This is a genomic window from Bifidobacterium bifidum ATCC 29521 = JCM 1255 = DSM 20456 (assembly GCF_001025135.1).
Lineage (GTDB): Bacteria > Actinomycetota > Actinomycetes > Actinomycetales > Bifidobacteriaceae > Bifidobacterium > Bifidobacterium bifidum.
In genome coordinates, this window is record NZ_AP012323.1 from 1,149,905 (window position 1) to 1,165,690 (window position 15,786).

The 15,786-nt window shown below is 61.9% G+C and carries 18 protein-coding genes, 1 tRNA gene and 1 pseudogene; 9 read left to right on the forward strand and 11 right to left on the reverse strand.

The window, feature by feature from the left end; genetic code table 11:
• Nucleotides 1–92 precede the first annotated feature (92 nt).
• Nucleotides 93–854, forward strand: coding sequence for a carboxymuconolactone decarboxylase family protein (locus BBBF_RS04800; protein WP_021648040.1), 762 nt, complete (start codon nucleotides 93–95; stop codon nucleotides 852–854).
• Nucleotides 855–897: 43 nt separating this feature from the next.
• Here BBBF_RS04800 and BBBF_RS04805 read toward each other — a convergent pair whose 3' ends face one another.
• Both BBBF_RS04805 and BBBF_RS04810 read right to left on the reverse strand, forming a co-directional pair.
• The gene (locus tag BBBF_RS04805) at nucleotides 898–1,485 is read right to left on the reverse strand and encodes an aldo/keto reductase (protein WP_141671460.1); all 588 of its coding nucleotides are present in this window, start codon (nucleotides 1,483–1,485) and stop codon (nucleotides 898–900) included.
• A gap of 386 nt (nucleotides 1,486–1,871) precedes the next feature.
• Nucleotides 1,872–1,945 (reverse strand) — tRNA-Pro (locus BBBF_RS04810).
• 270 nt (nucleotides 1,946–2,215) lie between these two features.
• Here BBBF_RS04810 and BBBF_RS04815 point away from each other — a divergent pair.
• The 7 genes and pseudogenes from BBBF_RS04815 to BBBF_RS04845 all read left to right on the forward strand — a co-directional run bounded on the left by BBBF_RS04815 (nucleotide 2,216) and on the right by BBBF_RS04845 (nucleotide 10,166).
• Entirely contained in the window at nucleotides 2,216–3,682 is a 1,467-nt protein-coding gene (locus BBBF_RS04815; RefSeq protein ID WP_021648042.1) for a UTP--glucose-1-phosphate uridylyltransferase, read from the forward strand.
• A 137-nt stretch (nucleotides 3,683–3,819) separates the two neighbouring features.
• Nucleotides 3,820–5,757: a helix-turn-helix transcriptional regulator gene (locus BBBF_RS04820; protein WP_021648043.1), complete on the forward strand. Its 1,938-nt coding sequence runs from the start codon at nucleotides 3,820–3,822 to the stop codon at nucleotides 5,755–5,757.
• A gap of 4 nt (nucleotides 5,758–5,761) precedes the next feature.
• Nucleotides 5,762–6,088 (forward strand): hypothetical protein, encoded by a 327-nt coding sequence (locus tag BBBF_RS04825; RefSeq protein WP_021648044.1) that lies wholly within the window; start codon nucleotides 5,762–5,764, stop codon nucleotides 6,086–6,088.
• Between the two features lie 108 nt (nucleotides 6,089–6,196).
• The gene (locus BBBF_RS04830) at nucleotides 6,197–8,755 is read left to right on the forward strand and encodes a DEAD/DEAH box helicase (protein ID WP_013363474.1); all 2,559 of its coding nucleotides are present in this window, start codon (nucleotides 6,197–6,199) and stop codon (nucleotides 8,753–8,755) included.
• A 123-nt stretch (nucleotides 8,756–8,878) separates the two neighbouring features.
• Complete coding sequence (locus tag BBBF_RS04835; RefSeq protein WP_003813163.1) at nucleotides 8,879–9,226, forward strand: RNA polymerase-binding protein RbpA; 348 nt, start codon at nucleotides 8,879–8,881, stop codon at nucleotides 9,224–9,226.
• A gap of 10 nt (nucleotides 9,227–9,236) precedes the next feature.
• A pseudogene (locus BBBF_RS04840) lies at nucleotides 9,237–9,458 on the forward strand (HAD hydrolase-like protein); the annotation flags it as partial.
• Nucleotides 9,459–9,515: 57 nt separating this feature from the next.
• Complete coding sequence (locus BBBF_RS04845) at nucleotides 9,516–10,166, forward strand: GyrI-like domain-containing protein (RefSeq protein WP_021648047.1); 651 nt, start codon at nucleotides 9,516–9,518, stop codon at nucleotides 10,164–10,166.
• Here the strand turns inward: BBBF_RS04845 and BBBF_RS10290 are convergent.
• Nucleotides 10,135–10,680 (reverse strand): hypothetical protein, encoded by a 546-nt coding sequence (locus tag BBBF_RS10290; protein ID WP_013363477.1) that lies wholly within the window; start codon nucleotides 10,678–10,680, stop codon nucleotides 10,135–10,137. The two genes, BBBF_RS04845 and BBBF_RS10290, sit on opposite strands and share 32 nt — an antisense overlap.
• 220 nt (nucleotides 10,681–10,900) lie before the next feature.
• The gene (locus BBBF_RS10295; protein WP_017143408.1) at nucleotides 10,901–11,065 is read right to left on the reverse strand and encodes a hypothetical protein; all 165 of its coding nucleotides are present in this window, start codon (nucleotides 11,063–11,065) and stop codon (nucleotides 10,901–10,903) included.
• Here BBBF_RS10295 and BBBF_RS04855 point away from each other — a divergent pair.
• Complete coding sequence (locus tag BBBF_RS04855; RefSeq protein WP_017143409.1) at nucleotides 11,064–11,354, forward strand: hypothetical protein; 291 nt, start codon at nucleotides 11,064–11,066, stop codon at nucleotides 11,352–11,354. The genes BBBF_RS10295 and BBBF_RS04855 overlap by 2 nt on opposite strands.
• 50 nt (nucleotides 11,355–11,404) lie before the next feature.
• On the opposite strand, the gene BBBF_RS04860 is transcribed toward BBBF_RS04855, so the two are convergent.
• The 7 genes from BBBF_RS04860 to BBBF_RS04890 form a co-directional block, all read right to left on the reverse strand.
• Nucleotides 11,405–11,782, reverse strand: coding sequence for a hypothetical protein (locus tag BBBF_RS04860; protein WP_003821292.1), 378 nt, complete (start codon nucleotides 11,780–11,782; stop codon nucleotides 11,405–11,407).
• Between the two features lie 14 nt (nucleotides 11,783–11,796).
• The gene (locus BBBF_RS04865) at nucleotides 11,797–12,471 is read right to left on the reverse strand and encodes a MerR family transcriptional regulator (RefSeq protein WP_003821294.1); all 675 of its coding nucleotides are present in this window, start codon (nucleotides 12,469–12,471) and stop codon (nucleotides 11,797–11,799) included.
• Between the two features lie 94 nt (nucleotides 12,472–12,565).
• The gene (locus tag BBBF_RS04870; protein ID WP_003821296.1) at nucleotides 12,566–13,003 is read right to left on the reverse strand and encodes an FHA domain-containing protein; all 438 of its coding nucleotides are present in this window, start codon (nucleotides 13,001–13,003) and stop codon (nucleotides 12,566–12,568) included.
• Nucleotides 13,004–13,008: 5 nt separating this feature from the next.
• A complete protein-coding gene (locus tag BBBF_RS04875) occupies nucleotides 13,009–13,830 on the reverse strand; it encodes a DUF881 domain-containing protein (RefSeq protein ID WP_021648048.1) in 822 nt (273 codons plus the stop codon).
• A gap of 6 nt (nucleotides 13,831–13,836) precedes the next feature.
• Nucleotides 13,837–14,169, reverse strand: a complete 333-nt coding sequence (locus BBBF_RS04880; protein WP_003813185.1) for a small basic family protein — start codon at nucleotides 14,167–14,169, stop codon at nucleotides 13,837–13,839.
• Nucleotides 14,170–15,141 (reverse strand): DUF881 domain-containing protein, encoded by a 972-nt coding sequence (locus BBBF_RS04885; RefSeq protein ID WP_021648049.1) that lies wholly within the window; start codon nucleotides 15,139–15,141, stop codon nucleotides 14,170–14,172.
• Complete coding sequence (locus tag BBBF_RS04890) at nucleotides 15,131–15,784, reverse strand: CDP-alcohol phosphatidyltransferase family protein (protein ID WP_003813188.1); 654 nt, start codon at nucleotides 15,782–15,784, stop codon at nucleotides 15,131–15,133. Before BBBF_RS04890 ends, BBBF_RS04885 begins: the two co-directional genes overlap by 11 nt.
• Nucleotides 15,785–15,786: the final 2 nt, after the last annotated feature.

Genomic DNA, 15,786 nt, shown 5'->3' on the forward strand with positions numbered 1-15,786 from the left:
CCGCTGTACTTCAAGCGCTCGAAGCGGCTACCGTGACATCTCAAAGCGAGTCATAATGACCGCCGATCGCAGTCAAACCGCAAGGAGATATCATGTTCGATGAGCTGAAAAGCCGCATGAACAAGTTCTGGAACGATGACAGGACGCTGGCACAGACAGACCCGGAATTCGTCGAGCTGTTCTCGAACTTCGCTTATGACGAGGTCGTCAACGAGCCGGGAGCGAATCACCCCGATCTGGACGACTCCACACGCTCCATGGCCATTCTGGCGGCGTTGATCGGATGCCAGGGTCTCGACGACTTCGAGCTGATGGTGCCGGTCGCGTTCGAATCCGGCGTCAGTGCCGTCCAGGTCAAGGAAATCGTCTACCAGGCGGTCGCATATCTCGGTTTCGGACGTGTACTGCCGTTCCTGAAGAAGACCAATGAGATACTGGAGGCGAAGAACATCCGCCTCCCGCTCGAACCGCAATCCACCACGACGCCCGAAACCCGCGCCGAGGCGGGCGAGCAGGCGCAAATCGACATCTTCGGCGAGCGCATGCAAGGCTTCGCGCAATCAGGGCCGGAGAAGACCCGTCACATCAACAAGTGGCTGGCCGGCAACTGCTTCGGCGACTATTACACGCGCGGCGGGCTCGACACGCGCCGCCGCGAGATGATCACGCTGTGCTTCCTGGCCGCGCAGGGAGGGTGCGAGCCGCAGCTCACCTCCCATGCGGTGGCCAACATGCGCGTGGGCAACGACGAGAGGTTCCTGATCGCCGTCATCTCCCAGTGCACGCCGTATATCGGTTATCCGCGCACGCTCAACGCGTTGCGGTGCATCGCCGACGCGGCGGCGAAGGCGTGACAGTCGGCGCGGGCCGTCAGGCTTCCTCGTGCCAGTGCGGGTTCTACGCGAAGGAACGTCCCTCGGGATTGTCCATCGCGGCGATGCGCACGATCGTCGGATCCTTAAGCATCTGGTTGGCGTGGCCCAATGGGCTCCACGCCTCGGTGATGGTGCCATGCGCCTGATCGTAGGCGCGCTGCCCGGCCTGCTGGAAGAAGGGGTACAGCTCTACTCGGTTGACGGCCGGCGTGACTCCGGTGGAGCGAATCAGCAAGTCGATATGACCCGGCAGGAAGTTGCTGACGCCGATGTGCTTGACGATGCCCTGCTTCTGCGCGTCGACGAGCGCCTGCCACGCCTCGACGGACTGGCCCTGCGACGGGTTGGGCCAATGAATCAGATACAGGTCGATGTAGTCGAGTCCCATGCGGGCCACGGACTCCTCGATCGTGACGCGCGCCTGATCGTACTGGTGATGACGGCCCGGCAGCTTCGACGCGACGATGATGTCCTCTCGCGGCACCTCTGATTCGCGGATAGCCTTGCCGACCACGCCCTCGTTCGGACATCTATCTGCGTTTCGAGGGGTTGGTGCCCGAGTAGAGCCGGGCCGGAAACCGCATGATTCCAATGCGGGATGTCCCCGCATACTCCGGATATCGCGTTTGGGCAACCCCTTGAAACGCAGATAGATGTTCCGAGAGCGCGAAATCAACCCCTCGAAGCGAAGATACCGGGTATCAGCCTGCCAGCGGAGGCAATGAGGCACGGTAAAAACGGGTTATAGGCCAGAATGTGTGTGTCCGGGATAAGCCGTCACGTCTTGTGCTGACTGGTGCGTCGCCGGGTTGAATGTGGGTGCCGGGACCTTCGGGGCCGGCAGGCGGCTGCGCCGTATCGCGGTGGCGCTCATGCGCGTCGGGGGCGGTTCATCGCGGAACACGTGGTGGAACCGTGTTCGTGAAGTTCATGTCCCCCAAGTATGACGAAACGGGATTCCAGCGACTTGTAATCGTTGGGATCCCGCCATTCTTGTCGGGCCGGCGGGATTTGAACCCGCGACCCCTTGACCCCCAGTCAAGTGCGCTACCAAACTGCGCTACGGCCCGAACAGTGCGAAAAGCACCGAGAAGAGAATTTACCATATGACGTCAATAACGCAAAACAAGCGTGTCGCGACTCGGGTAATTCCCGACTATCACCTCGCAATAGGGAGACACCAGCTACATAGACGGCATGGCCCATCCAAGTCTTATCCAAGTTCCATCTGCGCATACCATTGCAGTGCGGCAGCCAGCCGCCCCACCCCGGATACCCCCATAATGGATACGTCTGCGGGATGATTGGCGAACGAAGCACCACGCGAGTAGACTATAGGAATGTTTGCCGAAGATCTGAAACGGACGGAGAAGATGACAGTGGACGATGTGTTCGAGCAGTCGGCGCAGAAGATGCGCGAGCAGGGCATGAGCGAGATCGCCATCTCGCAGTTCAGGCACGCATACCATGTGTGGGCCAGCGAGAAGGAGAGCGCGTGGATCCGCGAGGACACCGTCGAGCCGCTGCACGGCGTGCGGAGCTTCCATGACGTGTACAAGACCATCGATCATGACAAGGCAGTGCACGCGTTCGCCAAGACCGCATTCCTCAAGCTCAACGGCGGCCTGGGAACCTCGATGGGCCTGCAATGCGCGAAGTCGCTGCTGCCGGTGCGCCGCCACAAGGCTCGGCAGATGCGCTTCCTCGACATCATCCTCGGTCAGGTGCTCACCGCGCGCACGAGGCTGAACGTGCCTCTGCCGGTCACGTTCATGAACTCGTTCCGCACTTCGGATGACACGATGAAGGCACTGCGACACCAGCGCAAGTTCAAGCAGACCGACATCCCTCTGGAGATCATCCAGCATCAGGAGCCGAAGATCGACGCGGCCACCGGAGCGCCGGCATCTTGGCCGGCCAACCCAGATCTGGAGTGGTGCCCGCCCGGCCACGGCGACCTGTTCTCGACGCTGCGGGAGTCCGGCCTGCTGGACACTCTGCTGGAGCATGGCTTCGAATACCTGTTCATCTCGAACTCCGACAATCTGGGTGCGCGCCCGTCTCGCACGCTCGCCCAGTATTTCGAGGACACGGGCGCCCCGTTCATGGTCGAGGTCGCCAATCGCACGTACGCGGACCGCAAGGGTGGCCATATCGTGCGCGACACGGCCACCGGCCGACTGATCCTGCGGGAGATGTCGCAGGTGCATCCTGACGACAAGGACGCGGCCCAGGACATCGCCAAGCACCCGTATTTCAACACGAACAACATCTGGGTGCGCATCGACGTGCTGCGCGACATGCTCGCCGAGCATGACGGCGTGCTGCCGCTTCCCGTCATCATCAACAACAAGACCGTCGACCCGATCGACCCCCAGTCCCCGGCGGTGGTCCAGCTGGAGACCGCGATGGGCGCGGCGATCGGCCTGTTCGAAGGCGCGATCTGTGTGCAGGTGGACCGCATGCGGTTCCTGCCAGTGAAGACGACCAACGACCTGTTCATTATGCGTTCCGATCGGTTCCACCTTACGGACTCGTATGAGATGGAGGACGGCAACTACATTTTCCCGAACGTCGACCTCGATCCGCGGTACTACAAGAACATCGAGGACTTCAACGAACGGTTCCCCTACAACGTGCCGTCGCTCGCCGCCGCGAACTCGGTCAGCATCAAGGGAGACTGGACATTCGGACGTGACGTCATCATGTTCGCCGACGCGCGTCTGGAGGATAGAAACGAGCCCAGTTACGTACCCAACGGCGAATACGTCGGACCGATGGGCATCGAGCCCGGTGATTGGGTGTGATGTGTCCGCCGTACGAAGAAAAAATACCTATTTTTGACAAAATGCGAGCTGCACACAACAAAACCCTCTATCATGGGATGTGGTGTGCGTGATACCCATGCATATTTAATTGGAATGCTAACGATACGTGAGGACTAATGGCAGAGGGATCGAACGGGAGACGCCGCTTTTCCGACAAATGGGGCAAACATGAGTTGGATGTGTTGGCCGTGCTGTCGTCTGCGTTTCCGCAGTGGCTGACCTCGCGGCAAATCGCCCAGCGCGTTAAGGCATATGCCGACTCCTACGGGGAACTTGCCGATCAGGCCGCGAAGGCCGCGTTCGCCAAGCAGTTCCAGCGCGACCGCGCCAAGCTCGCGGCAATGGGAATCGCCATCGAGTCACGCCAGCCTGAATACTCCTCGAAGTCCGAGGGACAGGACTTCGCGTCGTACCGACTGCAGCTCGGGGACGAGCCGCGCATCCGCCTGCGCTTCGAGCAGGAGGATCTGCCGGTTCTCGCCGCGGCCAACTATCTCGCACGTTCGATTTCCGTATCGTCCACGCAATCGCAGACCGTGACGCCGCAGCATGTGTCCCGCACCACGCCAAGGGTGCCGCAGACGCCCATCCCCGGCCTCGGATTGGATTCCATCGCCCCGGGACTCGGCACGCAGACGATTCCGCCGGCTCTCGTGCGCGTCGTCGACTCCCGCCGTTTCGCGGCGACGGTCGACGTGGACGGAGAGAACATCAACGTCGCCTACACCGATTCCGACGACCTCGCCATGTTCGTGCTCGAACATCCCAGCGCAGTGATCGTCAGCCCGCAGGAGGCCGTCGACGCCTTCAACCGTCGTCTCCAGGCGGCGTCAAACATGATGCTGGCCGACAGATCGTCGGACGATACCGGCAGCGCTACGGTCGCCACGCCCACCATCACCAGCACGACCCCCGAGCCGGAGGACGCCGACCCCAAGAAAAACCACCAGAAGAAGTCCGGGACCTCGTTCCAGACCGGCAGCGAGGTCGACCGCAGACTGCGCCTGATGCTCTTCCTGTCCGCCCACCTCGGTGAGGAATTCTCCCTCGCGGAACTCGCGGAGCGCTTCATCGGCAGGCCCAAGTCGGATGACGAGCTCAAGAAATACGTCAACGTGATCCACAAAGACATCAACACGCTGACCACGGTCTCCGACGACGGCGAGATGGCCGGAAGCCAGTTCTTCGACATCGATTGGTCGCTGCTTGACGCCGAAGGCATCGTGTCCGCGACGAATTCGCTCGGACTGGAACGCCTCGCCGGCATCTCCCCGCAATACCTGAGCATGCTCACCGCTTCGGTGAGCTACCTCGCGCATTCGCCGCTGCTGCCGGAGGCGCAGCGCACGCAGGCGGCCTCGCTGTATCAGCGTCTGCGCCAGCTGGTCAAGCCGGGGGAGACCCCTTGGCTGAGCCTGACCGGCTACGAGCTGGAGCCCCACTGCTTCTCCGTCGTCAAGCGCGCGATCTCCACCGAATCGCTGCTCGACATGGAGTACACGGACGGCGCGGGACGGACCCGCCGCAAGGTCGTCGCCCCCTCCAAGATCTTCGTGGATGAGGGCGTCTACTATGCCGCCGTCTGGACCGACGTGCTGGACTCCACTCCGGAGGACCGGCGCAAGTTCGTCTCACGCGACCAGCTCATCAACAAGGCGAACGGCAAGCCCCGCACATGGCAGGTGCTCCGGCTCGCCCGCATCGAGCACGCCGAGGTCATCGCTCCGGTCAAGCACGTGGACATTCCCGACATGCCGGTGAGCGAGTTGCGCAAGTGGAGCTTCGACAACGGCACTCCGGCCGTGTTCATCACGGATCAGCCGGATCTTCCGTTCATCAAGTCGATGCCGGGAGCCACCGTCGAGCCGTGCAGCCCGGGCGAGAAGGTGCATATCATCGTGTCGTCCGATTCCTGGTTCGTCGCCTTCTGCATCGCCCATGCACGTCACATCACCGCGGTCGCACCCGAGACCCTGCGCACGATGATCGTCGCCCGTGCGCAGCGCGAGCTCAGCCTCGGCACACGTGAAGAAGACACCCCGGAAGAGGAGTGATCTCATGCCCTGGTGGATCTGGCTCATTCTCTCGCTGTTCATGCTGGCGATGATCGTGGCGGGCATCGCATACGCCGCCCTTCACGGCTTCAGGGCGTTGAACGGCATTGCGGAGATCGGCAGCCGTCTCGGCAAGCCCCTCTCCGAGCTCGCGGACGTTCCGCAGGGTGCGGACGCGCGCGAGCCGCTCGCCCCTCCGACATTCACCCAACCGTTGAACAGCGCCATCAGCCGGTATGACGATGCACAGGTCGACGTCATCAGGTGCCGGAACGCGAAGCGCGAACGTCACGCGCGTGCGTGGGCGCGGTGGTCACGCTTCAACCGTTGACGGACTGCGGCTGCAAGCTGTGGCGCGGCCCGCGGCATCGTCTCATGCACGCAGGCGAATACGAGAATCCGACGGCGATGGCCGTCTGTGACGAACGGGGTTTCACGCATGGTCAAACATCAGCGCAATCATTCGGCGGCGGATCGACCCGGCCCATCGCCTTCCCAGCGGTATGCCGCATTCCAGAAGCGTCAGGCGCATAACGCGAGCGTCGCCGCGCGTTTCGCAGCCACGCTGCCGTTCGACCTGGACGATTTCCAGCAGGACGCGATAGACGCGTTGGAGCGGGGGGAGAACGTGCTCGTCGCGGCCCCGACGGGCGCAGGCAAGACCGTGGTGGCCGACTTCGCGATGTATCTGGCCCGCGAGCGCAATGTCAAGGCGTTCTATACCACGCCGATCAAGGCGTTGAGCAACCAGAAGTACCATGACCTGACCGCCGTTTACGGTGCCGACCACGTCGGGCTGCTGACGGGCGACATCTCGATCAACTCCGAAGCCGACATCGTCGTCATGACGACCGAGGTACTGCGCAACATGCTCTACGAGCATTCGACCACGCTCAACGCGCTGCGGTTCGTCATACTCGACGAGGTTCATTACCTCGCCGACCGGTTCCGCGGCCCGGTCTGGGAGGAGGTCATCATCCATCTTCCCCGGCAGGTCAGCGTCATCGGATTGTCCGCCACGGTCTCCAATGTCGAGGATTTCTCGTCCTGGATATCCTCCGTCCGCGGCGACACTAAGCTGGTGGTCTCCGAGCGCCGTCCCGTCCCGCTGGAGCAGCATGTGCTCGTGCAGGCCGACGACCACACCGAGCCGGAGCTGCTCGACCTGTACCGGCGTGACGCCCAGGGCGAGCAGACCACCAAGCTCAACGCGCGCCTGATCGACCGGCTCGATCAGCTTGACCGTCAGGCGGCGCGCCGCCGCGGCGCCGAGAACTCACGCTCCCGTGGCCGCGGCCATTCGCGGGGCCACGTGCCGGCGCAGCGCCACACGCCCAAGCGCTGGGCGGTGGTCGACGAGCTCAACTATCTCGACATGCTTCCCGGCATCTATTTCATATTCTCGCGCAACGGCTGCGATCAGGCCGTCGAGCAGTGCATCAATGCGGGGCTGGAACTCACCACCGAGGACGAGATGCGGCGCATCCGCGCCATCGTCGACGAGATGGTCGCCGGGCAGTTGAGCCAGGAGGATCTCAAGGCGTTGCAGTTCTCCCGGTTCAGGTTCGCGCTGGAGGAGGGCTTCGCGTCCCATCACGCCGGCATGGTCGCGCTGTTCCGGCAGATAGTCGAACGCCTGTTTGAAGAGGGACTTGTGAAGATGGTCTTCGCGACGGAGACGCTCGCGCTGGGCATCAACATGCCTGCGCGCTGCGTCATCGTCGAAAAGCTGGAGAAGTTCAACGGCAGCGGGCATGTGCCGCTGACACCGGGGGAGTTCACCCAGCTGACCGGCCGCGCCGGCCGTCGCGGCATCGATACGATCGGACACGCGATCGTCGTCGACCATCGCGATTTCGTACCTGCGACCGCCGCCGCATTGTCCAGCAAGCGCGTCTACCCGCTGCATTCGAGCTTCCATGCCACGTTCAACATGGCCGTCAATCTGCTCAACACCAGCGACTACGAGACGACTCGCGCCACGCTGGACCATTCCTTCGCCCAGTGGGAGGCCAACGAGTCGGCCTGGCAGCTCGAATCGCAACTGACCACGCTGAAACAGGCGTTGAACGGCTATGAGCAGGCATTCCACTGCGAGTACGGGGATTTCGCGTCTCTGATGCGCATCCGCATGGAGCTGTCCGACCTGGAGAAGAACGGCCGGCGCAAGCTCAAGCAGACCGCCTTCCCGACCGACGAGCAGCGCAAGAACACGTTCCGCGAGCTGGACCAGTCCATCGAGACCCTGAAGAAGCGCGACCGCGAACATCCGTGCCGGCAGTGCCCCGACATGCAGCAGCATATGAAATGGGGCCATCGCTGGATTCGCGAGATGCGCGAATACGAGCGGGTGCAGCACAGGTACGAGTCGCGCACCGGATCCGTGGCCCGGCAGTTCGACCGTATCTGCTCCATCCTGGAACAGCTGGGATACGTGAAGCGCGACGGGACGGACATGCGATTGAGCGAGCAGGGGCAACTGCTGCGCCACATCTACAGCGAGCAGGACATCGTGCTTGCCGAAGCGCTGGAACGCGGCATGTTCGACCATCTGACGGCGCGACAGCTCGCCGCGGTGCTCTCCGCCCTGGTGTTCGAAGCCAGGGGAGGCACCGGGGGAGAACCGAGGCGCTGGCCCGGCGGCATCCAAGGCCCGGTCGCCCAGACTTCGCAATCTTTGGACCGTCTGCATGCGCAGCTCACGATGCTGTGCGAGGATGAAGGGCTTGACGACCTGCAGCAACTCGACTTCGGCATCGTCGACATCATGTACGACTGGGCTAGCGGCAACAGTCTGGCATATGTGCTGCATGACCGGGACATGACCGGCGGCGATTTCGTACGCAACGCGAAGCGTCTGTCCGACATCCTCCAGCAGATCTCGGCGGCAGAGCCGTATCTGCCGCAGGGGAGCGCGCACCTCGCCCAGGTCGCGCACGAGGCCATGGAACTGGTCAACCGCGGCATCGTCGCCTATTCGGGCATCGGCGAGGGCTGACGGAATCGTCGCAGGCGGCAAGGCAGGAACGGAACGGGGAATATACGACTCGTCCGAACTGTTTTGTAGCGTGATAATAGTTTCCGGGAAAGATCGACAAGAAAGACCACAAGGAGGAACGTCATGGCGGAACGCAGCCTACGCGGTATGAGCATCGGCGCGAAATCACTGGAATCCGACGACAACGTGGACTTCGCCGCACGCAGCGAGGTGGCGTACATCTGTCCCAAGGGACACCGGACCATCCTGCCGTTCGCCGAGGGCGCCGAAATCCCCGACGAGTGGGAATGCCGCTGCGGCACCATCGCGCACCGCGAGGGCGACGGCGACGAGGAGGCCAACGAGATCGCCAAGCCCACCAGGACCCACTGGGACATGCTGCTGGAGCGTCGCAGCGAGGACGAACTGAAGAAGCTGCTGGACAAGCGTCTTGAAATGCACCACAGCGGCTGGATTCCCGACTACGAGTAAGGGGAGAGGCATGTCTCAGCATCAGGTCACGACCCGGCAGCGCAGGAACGTGGTGCTGCTCGACCTTGACGGTACGTTGACGCAATCGGACCCGGGCATCATCGCCTGCGCCACCAAGGCGTTCGAGGAGCTCAGCCTGCCGGTTCCCGACGATCAGGAGATGCACCGGTTCATCGGACCGGCCATCATCGAGTCGTTCAGACGCAACCATATGCCGGACGAGCTGCTGGACCTCAAGCGGTGGCGGCATCAGGACGAGATCGATGCGGTGGCGGAAGGGGAATGAGCGATGGCGTTCGATTATAAGAAGGAGTATAAGGACCTGTATCAGCCGAAGACCATGCCGGCCATCGTCATGGTACCGGCGATGCGGTTCGTCGCGGTGGACGGTGTGGGCGACCCGAACGAAGAAGGCGGCGATTACGCCAAGGCGATGCAACTGCTTTACGGCATTTCGTTCACCGTCAAAATGAGCAAGAAGTCAAAGAACCCGGCCGAGCATATCGACGGGTACTTCGACTACACCGTGCCTCCGCTGGAGGGCTTATGGAGCACGGGGGAGGGTGTGCCCGGCGTCGATTACGCGCACAAAGCCGACTTCCATTGGACTTCGATGATTCGTCTGCCGGAATTCGTGACCGATAAGGTCTTTGCGTGGGCCAAGGCATCGTTTGCCGCCAAACACCCGGAATCCGACGTCAATCGCGCATATCTCTTCGATTTCGATGAAGGCGTGGTAGCGCAGGTCATGCACAAGGGCCCGTACGACGACGAGCCCGCAACCGTGGCGATTCTGGATGACTACGCGCGCTCGCAAGGCTACGAGCTCGACCTCTCCGACGCCCGCCGACATCACGAAATCTACATATCCGATCCGCGCCGAGCAAAACCGGAAAACCTCAAAACCGTCATCCGTCATCCGGTAGTGAAGGTGGGTTGACTTTCAGCGAACTGCTCGAAGCGCTCACCGGGCGGACCATCTTGGCCGGGTTCCTCCGTATGAGGTTTTCGTCACGCGCGGCCTCAAGCGCGTTCTTCAGGACGGACCAAGTGATCGTGGCCGTCTTCGGGCTGTAGCACTTCAGGCCGTCCTGAATGTCGGCCATATCCTTATCCAGCGAGTTGATGCGCCTCGCGCCGGCTATCCTGTTCAGCCGCACGATGGCGTTCTCGTAGCTTCGCCTGCTGTTCGGACGCAGGTTGGCCTCGGCCCGCTCGTGGTACCAAGTCTCCAGCCAGTCCATGAGGCGCGGCGACGGCGAGTTCGGCGTGAGGCCCTTGCGCACGTATGCGTCCAGCTTCATCCTGAGCCTCGTGTTCGCCACCGCCTTGGTCTTGCCTTGGGCCGTGAGCCGCCGCCTGCGCCCGGTGGCCCTGTCGGGCTCTATGTCTATCGCGGCGTGCCAGATTCCATCGGCGCTTTTGTATGTCGAACCGCCGCCACCCATTGCCATCGTTGGTCTCCCGTCGTGTGAAATGCGTAGCCAAATGCGTAGCCACAACGGGCCACCCAGAGGCATCCACAGTTACCTGTGCGAAATGAAGACCGTTGAAATTAAGCCGTTTCTAAGATTCCCGAATAGTTAGCCGATAATGTACGTTATGTCAGATTTATGATCTTCGGGGCAGTTGACGTTCCGCTTTTGCACTTTTATCCGGCGAAAGTCCTATTTTTCAAGACGTGATTATGGGACTTTCGCCGGATAAAGATATCTTCGTGCAGATTTTGGCTGTGTTTTTCAGGTAGGTGGCGATGAGGATGAGCCGGAGGTCGGCGAGGAAGGCCTCGTCGAGCCTGTCGTACTCGTGCGCGCGGTCCATGAGCAGGCGCGCACCCATGAACGCGTTCGATGACTTCTCATGCATCATCACCAGCAAGCAGACGGTCAACATGCCGGTCGTAGAGGTCAAGTTCGGCAACGACGACAACGAGGTGCAGGGAGACACTTTGTTGGGGGAACTGCCCATCACGTTCCAAACCGACAGCTCGGGATCATGGAACATCGAATTGGACGCGACGAAACTGACGCCGGATGCTCTTGGTACGAACGCATTCATCGTAATCTATAACACTTGCAGCGGTGAACGTACGGCCAGATATCGTTATGGATTGGGGTTTGCCATATGATGGCAAACCCCAATCCATAACGATATATTCTCGTCTCACAGACGCATGCGTCACGCCTCGGTATGCGTGGCGCCGCGGACCACGCGGTCGACTTCGGTGAAATGCGCGCGATGCGCCTGGATACCCATCAGCAACAGCTCCACAAAAACCAGCACGATGACTATCGCCGCGCCGATCACCAAGTGGTCGGTGTAGAAATCGTGGAATGCGGGGGACAGTTCCTCGCTCGCCATGAGATACACCATGAAGGGGATGCCCGCGAACAGCACGGACACCATCTGGGCCAGCACCACGTTCCAGCTGACGGGGTTCACCTCGGGATGCCTCTCCCCCGTGCCGAACCGGCTTCTCACAATGCAGATGCCGCACACCGAGAGCATCCACACGACGGCGAACACCCACAACAACAGCGGAAGCAGATCATCCATACGCCAGCCTCCGGTTATGCCGCCTCGCGTGCGGCACGCTGGGCGGCAATCTTCCTGCGCATGCGCATGGCGGTAAGCTCGTCGATTGGCCGACCGGCGACACGTCCCGACCCTGCGGAGCCGACGTTCGCCGAGGACGACTGCAGATCGACGTAGTCCTCGGTCTCCAGCGCGTCATGAATCTGATGCCACAGCGAGCCGACGGACACGCCGAACACGGCCTTGCCGCTCTGCAGCAGCGCGATCATCTGGTCGCTGGTGGTGCATTCATGCACATCTTCCCCATCGCACATGATGGTGACATGCTCAAGCTGGTCGACATCGCGCTGCATCAGGAACCCGATGGCCGTAGTGACGTTCTGCAGGTTCACGCCTGCATCCAGCAGCTTCTTGGACACCGCGAGAATCACCACGTCCTTGAAGGAGTACAGTCGCCTCGACCCCGATCCGTGAGATGGTGTGATCGATGGTTCGACGATCTGCTTGCGCGCCCAATAGTCCAGCTGACGGTACGTGATGCCGGCGACCTTGGAAGCCACCGTACCACGGTAGCCCCGTGTCGGGCGGCGGGCGCCTTCGTCGACGAACAGCTCCCCCTGCACGGCGTCGGACGCACCGAGATCGAGCCTCTGCTCCAGCGGCACGACCAGATGCAGCCCGGCCGTCTGGCTCCCTGTCTGCTCAGCCATCGCACTCCCCCGTCCTGTGCATGCGCCGAACCGGCACATGCACGATCACATGAATGACGTACCGTCCCAGTCTAACGCGCACGGCTTCGCATCATCACGCGATAACGGCGGATTTGGTGAAGAAAACCAGACGGAACTTACCGATCATGATCTCGTCGCCGTTGCGCAGCTGCTGATGGTCCACCCGCTGGCGGTTCACATAGGTGCCGTTGAGGCTGCCGGAATCGTATACCACGAATGTGTCGCCGACGCGGCGGAACACGGCATGGGAACGGGATACCGTCGAATCGTCCAGCAGGATGTCGGCGCGGGAGTCGCGCCCGACCGTCACCTCGTCCTCATCGAGCAGGTAGCGGGACCCGGAAACGGCGCCTCTGGTCGAGATGAGCAGTGCGGTGCCCGGTGCGAGCCGCGCGATGGTTTCGATGTCCTCCTGCGTGAGGGGACGGTCACCTGTGGTGGTGATGGGAATCTGGATGGCGGGCAGACCAATGATGGTCGTCTCGCCTGCACTTGGAATCGGATCTGTCATAAACGCTATTCTACAGCCCTTGCATACGTATTGTCGGTTGACTTGCGAATTTGGCTGATGGTAATCGAATCCGAGGACGTCACGCTCACCGTCGCGCCGTACTTCACCTTCAGACTCGAACCCACGCCACCCGCGATATTGACGGCGTTCTGAAGGTTCTGGGGATCGCCGATGGCCAGGATCCGATACGGCGCGCGCAGCGCGACACCGTCGCATTCCAGGCCGTCGTCCGTGTCGCTGACATAGGTTTTCGTCACGACACGCACGCTGTTGATGGCCATCACCTCGGCGCCTGCGTTGCGCAGTTCCTCGATGAGTTTGTACATCGTCGCCGCGTCGATCTTCGTCTTCGACCCTTGGGAGATGCTGATCGACACGCCCTTGCCCGTCGCGGGCAAACGACCGGCGAGGATGCCGTTGGTCTCCTCGTTCTGCTTGGCGATGCGCTCCGCCTCCTGCGTCTTGTTCGCCGCGGCCTTGAGCGATTCCAGCTGATTGGTCAGCTCCGACTTGCGCTGCTCCAGGTTCTGCACCTGTGTGCCGGTCTCGCTGATCAGCCTGGTCAGCTCGTCCTCGCTCAGCGTCTCGTATGTGGCGTCGGCGTTGTTGATCTGGATCATGTACCCGTATCCCAGCAGCGCGCACATGATGAGGATGAGCACGCTCGTCATCAGGCGCATGCGCGCCGAGCCGTCCTTGACGGGGCGCTTCGGCTTCTTGCGCACTACGGGGAACGAGCCGGTCTCCATGCGATCGTTCTTCTTGTCCTGCGCATGCTGCTCGTGCAGCTGCGCCAGCACGTCACGAGACGATTTGTGCGCCACCATGGTTCATCACCCCCGGAAGATGAAGCGACGGATCGCCGACACGTTCGAGAAGATACGGATTCCCAGCACGACGATGACGGCCGTCTGCAGCTGGGATCCGACGCCCAGCTGATTGCCCAGGAACACCAGCAGCGTCGCGGTGACCACGTTCGAGATGAACGAGATGACGAACACCTTGTCGGAGAAGCTGCGCTCGAAGTACGCGCGGGCCGCTCCCAGTAGCGCGTCAAGCGCAGCGACCACCATGATGGGAAGATACGGCTGCAGAATGATGGGGATATCCGGCTTGACGAACACGCCGAGCACCACGCCGATGATGAGACCTAGTACCGCTGCCATCTACTCGCTCCTCTTTGCATAGGACAATTCGCCGGAAGGCGCCGCTTCCAGTGTAATCGAACTCTCTTTATTCACCTGAGGGTATATGCCCGCCTGGGCGAACGAATCATACAGACTGCGCTGCGTGGACTTGCTGACCGCGGAGGCCAGCGTGTCGCGGTCCCCTATCGCCTGGATCGTGTACGGGCTGGTCACGGCGGTGACGCCGACGAGAATGTTCGATCCCGCCTTGCGCACCGATGTCTGCACGCCGAGCCGGTTGCCGTTGATGGCTATGCCCTCGGCGCCCGCCTGCCACAGCAGTCGCACCAGCAGCCGCAGGTCGGCGTCGGTGACCACGCGAATCTGCATGCCGCTGGACTCGCGTGGCGTCGATGCCCCGTCGGAGCCGGCGGCGATGGGGTCGGCCAAGGTCAGGCTGATGCCCGGCCCCTCCACGGCGACAAGCCCGTTGACCATCTCGTCGTTGACCAGCGTCGAATCCTCACCCGTGCCGCCCAGCTTCTTCGATCGTTCCGTGACCTGGTTGCGCAGATCGTTGACTTCGTTCATGAGCGTGTCGGCCTGGCCGCGCGTCTCGCGCAGCTCGCTGGCGAGGCTTTGCCTGACGACCTTGCGCGGGTCGGAATGCAGCCGTTCGATGAACAGCGACCCGTAGAAACCGACGGCGATGCACATGGCGAACACCAGAAACTTCGTCGCCCACGTCGACAGGCGCGAGCGCGGACGCTGGTCGAGCCTCGAATCCGAGAACAGCGGATCCATGGGGCGGTTGGTGAGATCGTCGATGAGCTTGAGCGAATCGTCATGCAGCCGTCTGCGGCGGGCCGGCATGGTCTGCCCGCCTTCCGCGGGCCTGACATGCCGGGACTGCGACTGGGCCACGGAATCCGAAAACACCGCGCGACGTTTCACCGGCGCGTTCTCGGCCGGCACGGAAAACGACAGCGGCTTGATCGGATCAGCGTCCATCGGCACGTTTCTCTTTCACCAGCAGTGAAATGCCCTGCTTGCTGTAGATGCAACCGGCGAGCCAGTACAGTCCGACGCCCCAGATGCCGGCGGCCAGCGCGGCGAGGTGCAGAAGCCCGACGAAGGGGTTCACCCAGATGTCGCAGAAAATCAGTGCGACGATGGAGACCATCAGCATGAAAGTGCCGGCCTTGCCGACGAAATGCACCGGCAACGGGCCGTAATCGTATTGAGCAAGCCACAGCACGAGCAGCATCATCCATGCGTCCCTGGCCGCGATGATGATGATCATCCACCAGGGGATGATCCCGGCGACGCCCAATGCGAGGACGCTGCAGATGATCAGCAGGCGGTCGGCGATGGGATCGAGGATCTGCCCGATCTTGCTCACCTGATTGAAGGCGCGCGCGATGATGCCGTCGAGGCTGTCGGTGATGGCCGAAACGGCGAGGACGATCAGTGCGGGCACCATCCGGTGATCGGCGACCAGCCATGCGATGAAGGGGATGGACGCGATTCTCAGGACGCTGATGAGGTTCGGCACGGTGAAGTAGATGTCCCTCGGCTCGGGGCTGTACTCCTGATTGAACTTCTGCTTGATCTTCTGGCGGTATCCGCCGTCGGCGTGCTGCTGTGTACCCATTG

Excerpts from the sequence above, each read along its gene's own strand:
- BBBF_RS04865 (WP_003821294.1), bottom strand. The coding sequence starts at position 12,471 with ATGGCTGAGCAGACAGGGAGCCAGACGGCCGGGCTGCATCTGGTCGTG.
- BBBF_RS04825 (WP_021648044.1), top strand. The coding sequence starts at position 5,762 with ATGCCCTGGTGGATCTGGCTCATTCTCTCGCTGTTCATGCTGGCGATG.
- BBBF_RS04805 (WP_141671460.1), bottom strand. The coding sequence starts at position 1,485 with ATGCGGGGACATCCCGCATTGGAATCATGCGGTTTCCGGCCCGGCTCT.
- BBBF_RS04800 (WP_021648040.1), top strand. The coding sequence starts at position 93 with ATGTTCGATGAGCTGAAAAGCCGCATGAACAAGTTCTGGAACGATGAC.
- BBBF_RS10295 (WP_017143408.1), bottom strand. The coding sequence starts at position 11,065 with ATGGGTGCGCGCCTGCTCATGGACCGCGCGCACGAGTACGACAGGCTC.
- BBBF_RS04820 (WP_021648043.1), top strand. The coding sequence starts at position 3,820 with ATGGCAGAGGGATCGAACGGGAGACGCCGCTTTTCCGACAAATGGGGC.
- BBBF_RS10290 (WP_013363477.1), bottom strand. The coding sequence starts at position 10,680 with ATGGCAATGGGTGGCGGCGGTTCGACATACAAAAGCGCCGATGGAATC.
- BBBF_RS04870 (WP_003821296.1), bottom strand. The coding sequence starts at position 13,003 with ATGACAGATCCGATTCCAAGTGCAGGCGAGACGACCATCATTGGTCTG.
- BBBF_RS04855 (WP_017143409.1), top strand. The coding sequence starts at position 11,064 with ATGAACGCGTTCGATGACTTCTCATGCATCATCACCAGCAAGCAGACG.
- BBBF_RS04860 (WP_003821292.1), bottom strand. The coding sequence starts at position 11,782 with ATGGATGATCTGCTTCCGCTGTTGTTGTGGGTGTTCGCCGTCGTGTGG.
- BBBF_RS04885 (WP_021648049.1), bottom strand. The coding sequence starts at position 15,141 with ATGGACGCTGATCCGATCAAGCCGCTGTCGTTTTCCGTGCCGGCCGAG.
- BBBF_RS04815 (WP_021648042.1), top strand. The coding sequence starts at position 2,216 with ATGTTTGCCGAAGATCTGAAACGGACGGAGAAGATGACAGTGGACGAT.
- BBBF_RS04890 (WP_003813188.1), bottom strand. The coding sequence starts at position 15,784 with ATGGGTACACAGCAGCACGCCGACGGCGGATACCGCCAGAAGATCAAG.
- BBBF_RS04835 (WP_003813163.1), top strand. The coding sequence starts at position 8,879 with ATGGCGGAACGCAGCCTACGCGGTATGAGCATCGGCGCGAAATCACTG.
- BBBF_RS04845 (WP_021648047.1), top strand. The coding sequence starts at position 9,516 with ATGGCGTTCGATTATAAGAAGGAGTATAAGGACCTGTATCAGCCGAAG.
- BBBF_RS04875 (WP_021648048.1), bottom strand. The coding sequence starts at position 13,830 with ATGGTGGCGCACAAATCGTCTCGTGACGTGCTGGCGCAGCTGCACGAG.
- BBBF_RS04830 (WP_013363474.1), top strand. The coding sequence starts at position 6,197 with ATGGTCAAACATCAGCGCAATCATTCGGCGGCGGATCGACCCGGCCCA.
- BBBF_RS04880 (WP_003813185.1), bottom strand. The coding sequence starts at position 14,169 with ATGGCAGCGGTACTAGGTCTCATCATCGGCGTGGTGCTCGGCGTGTTC.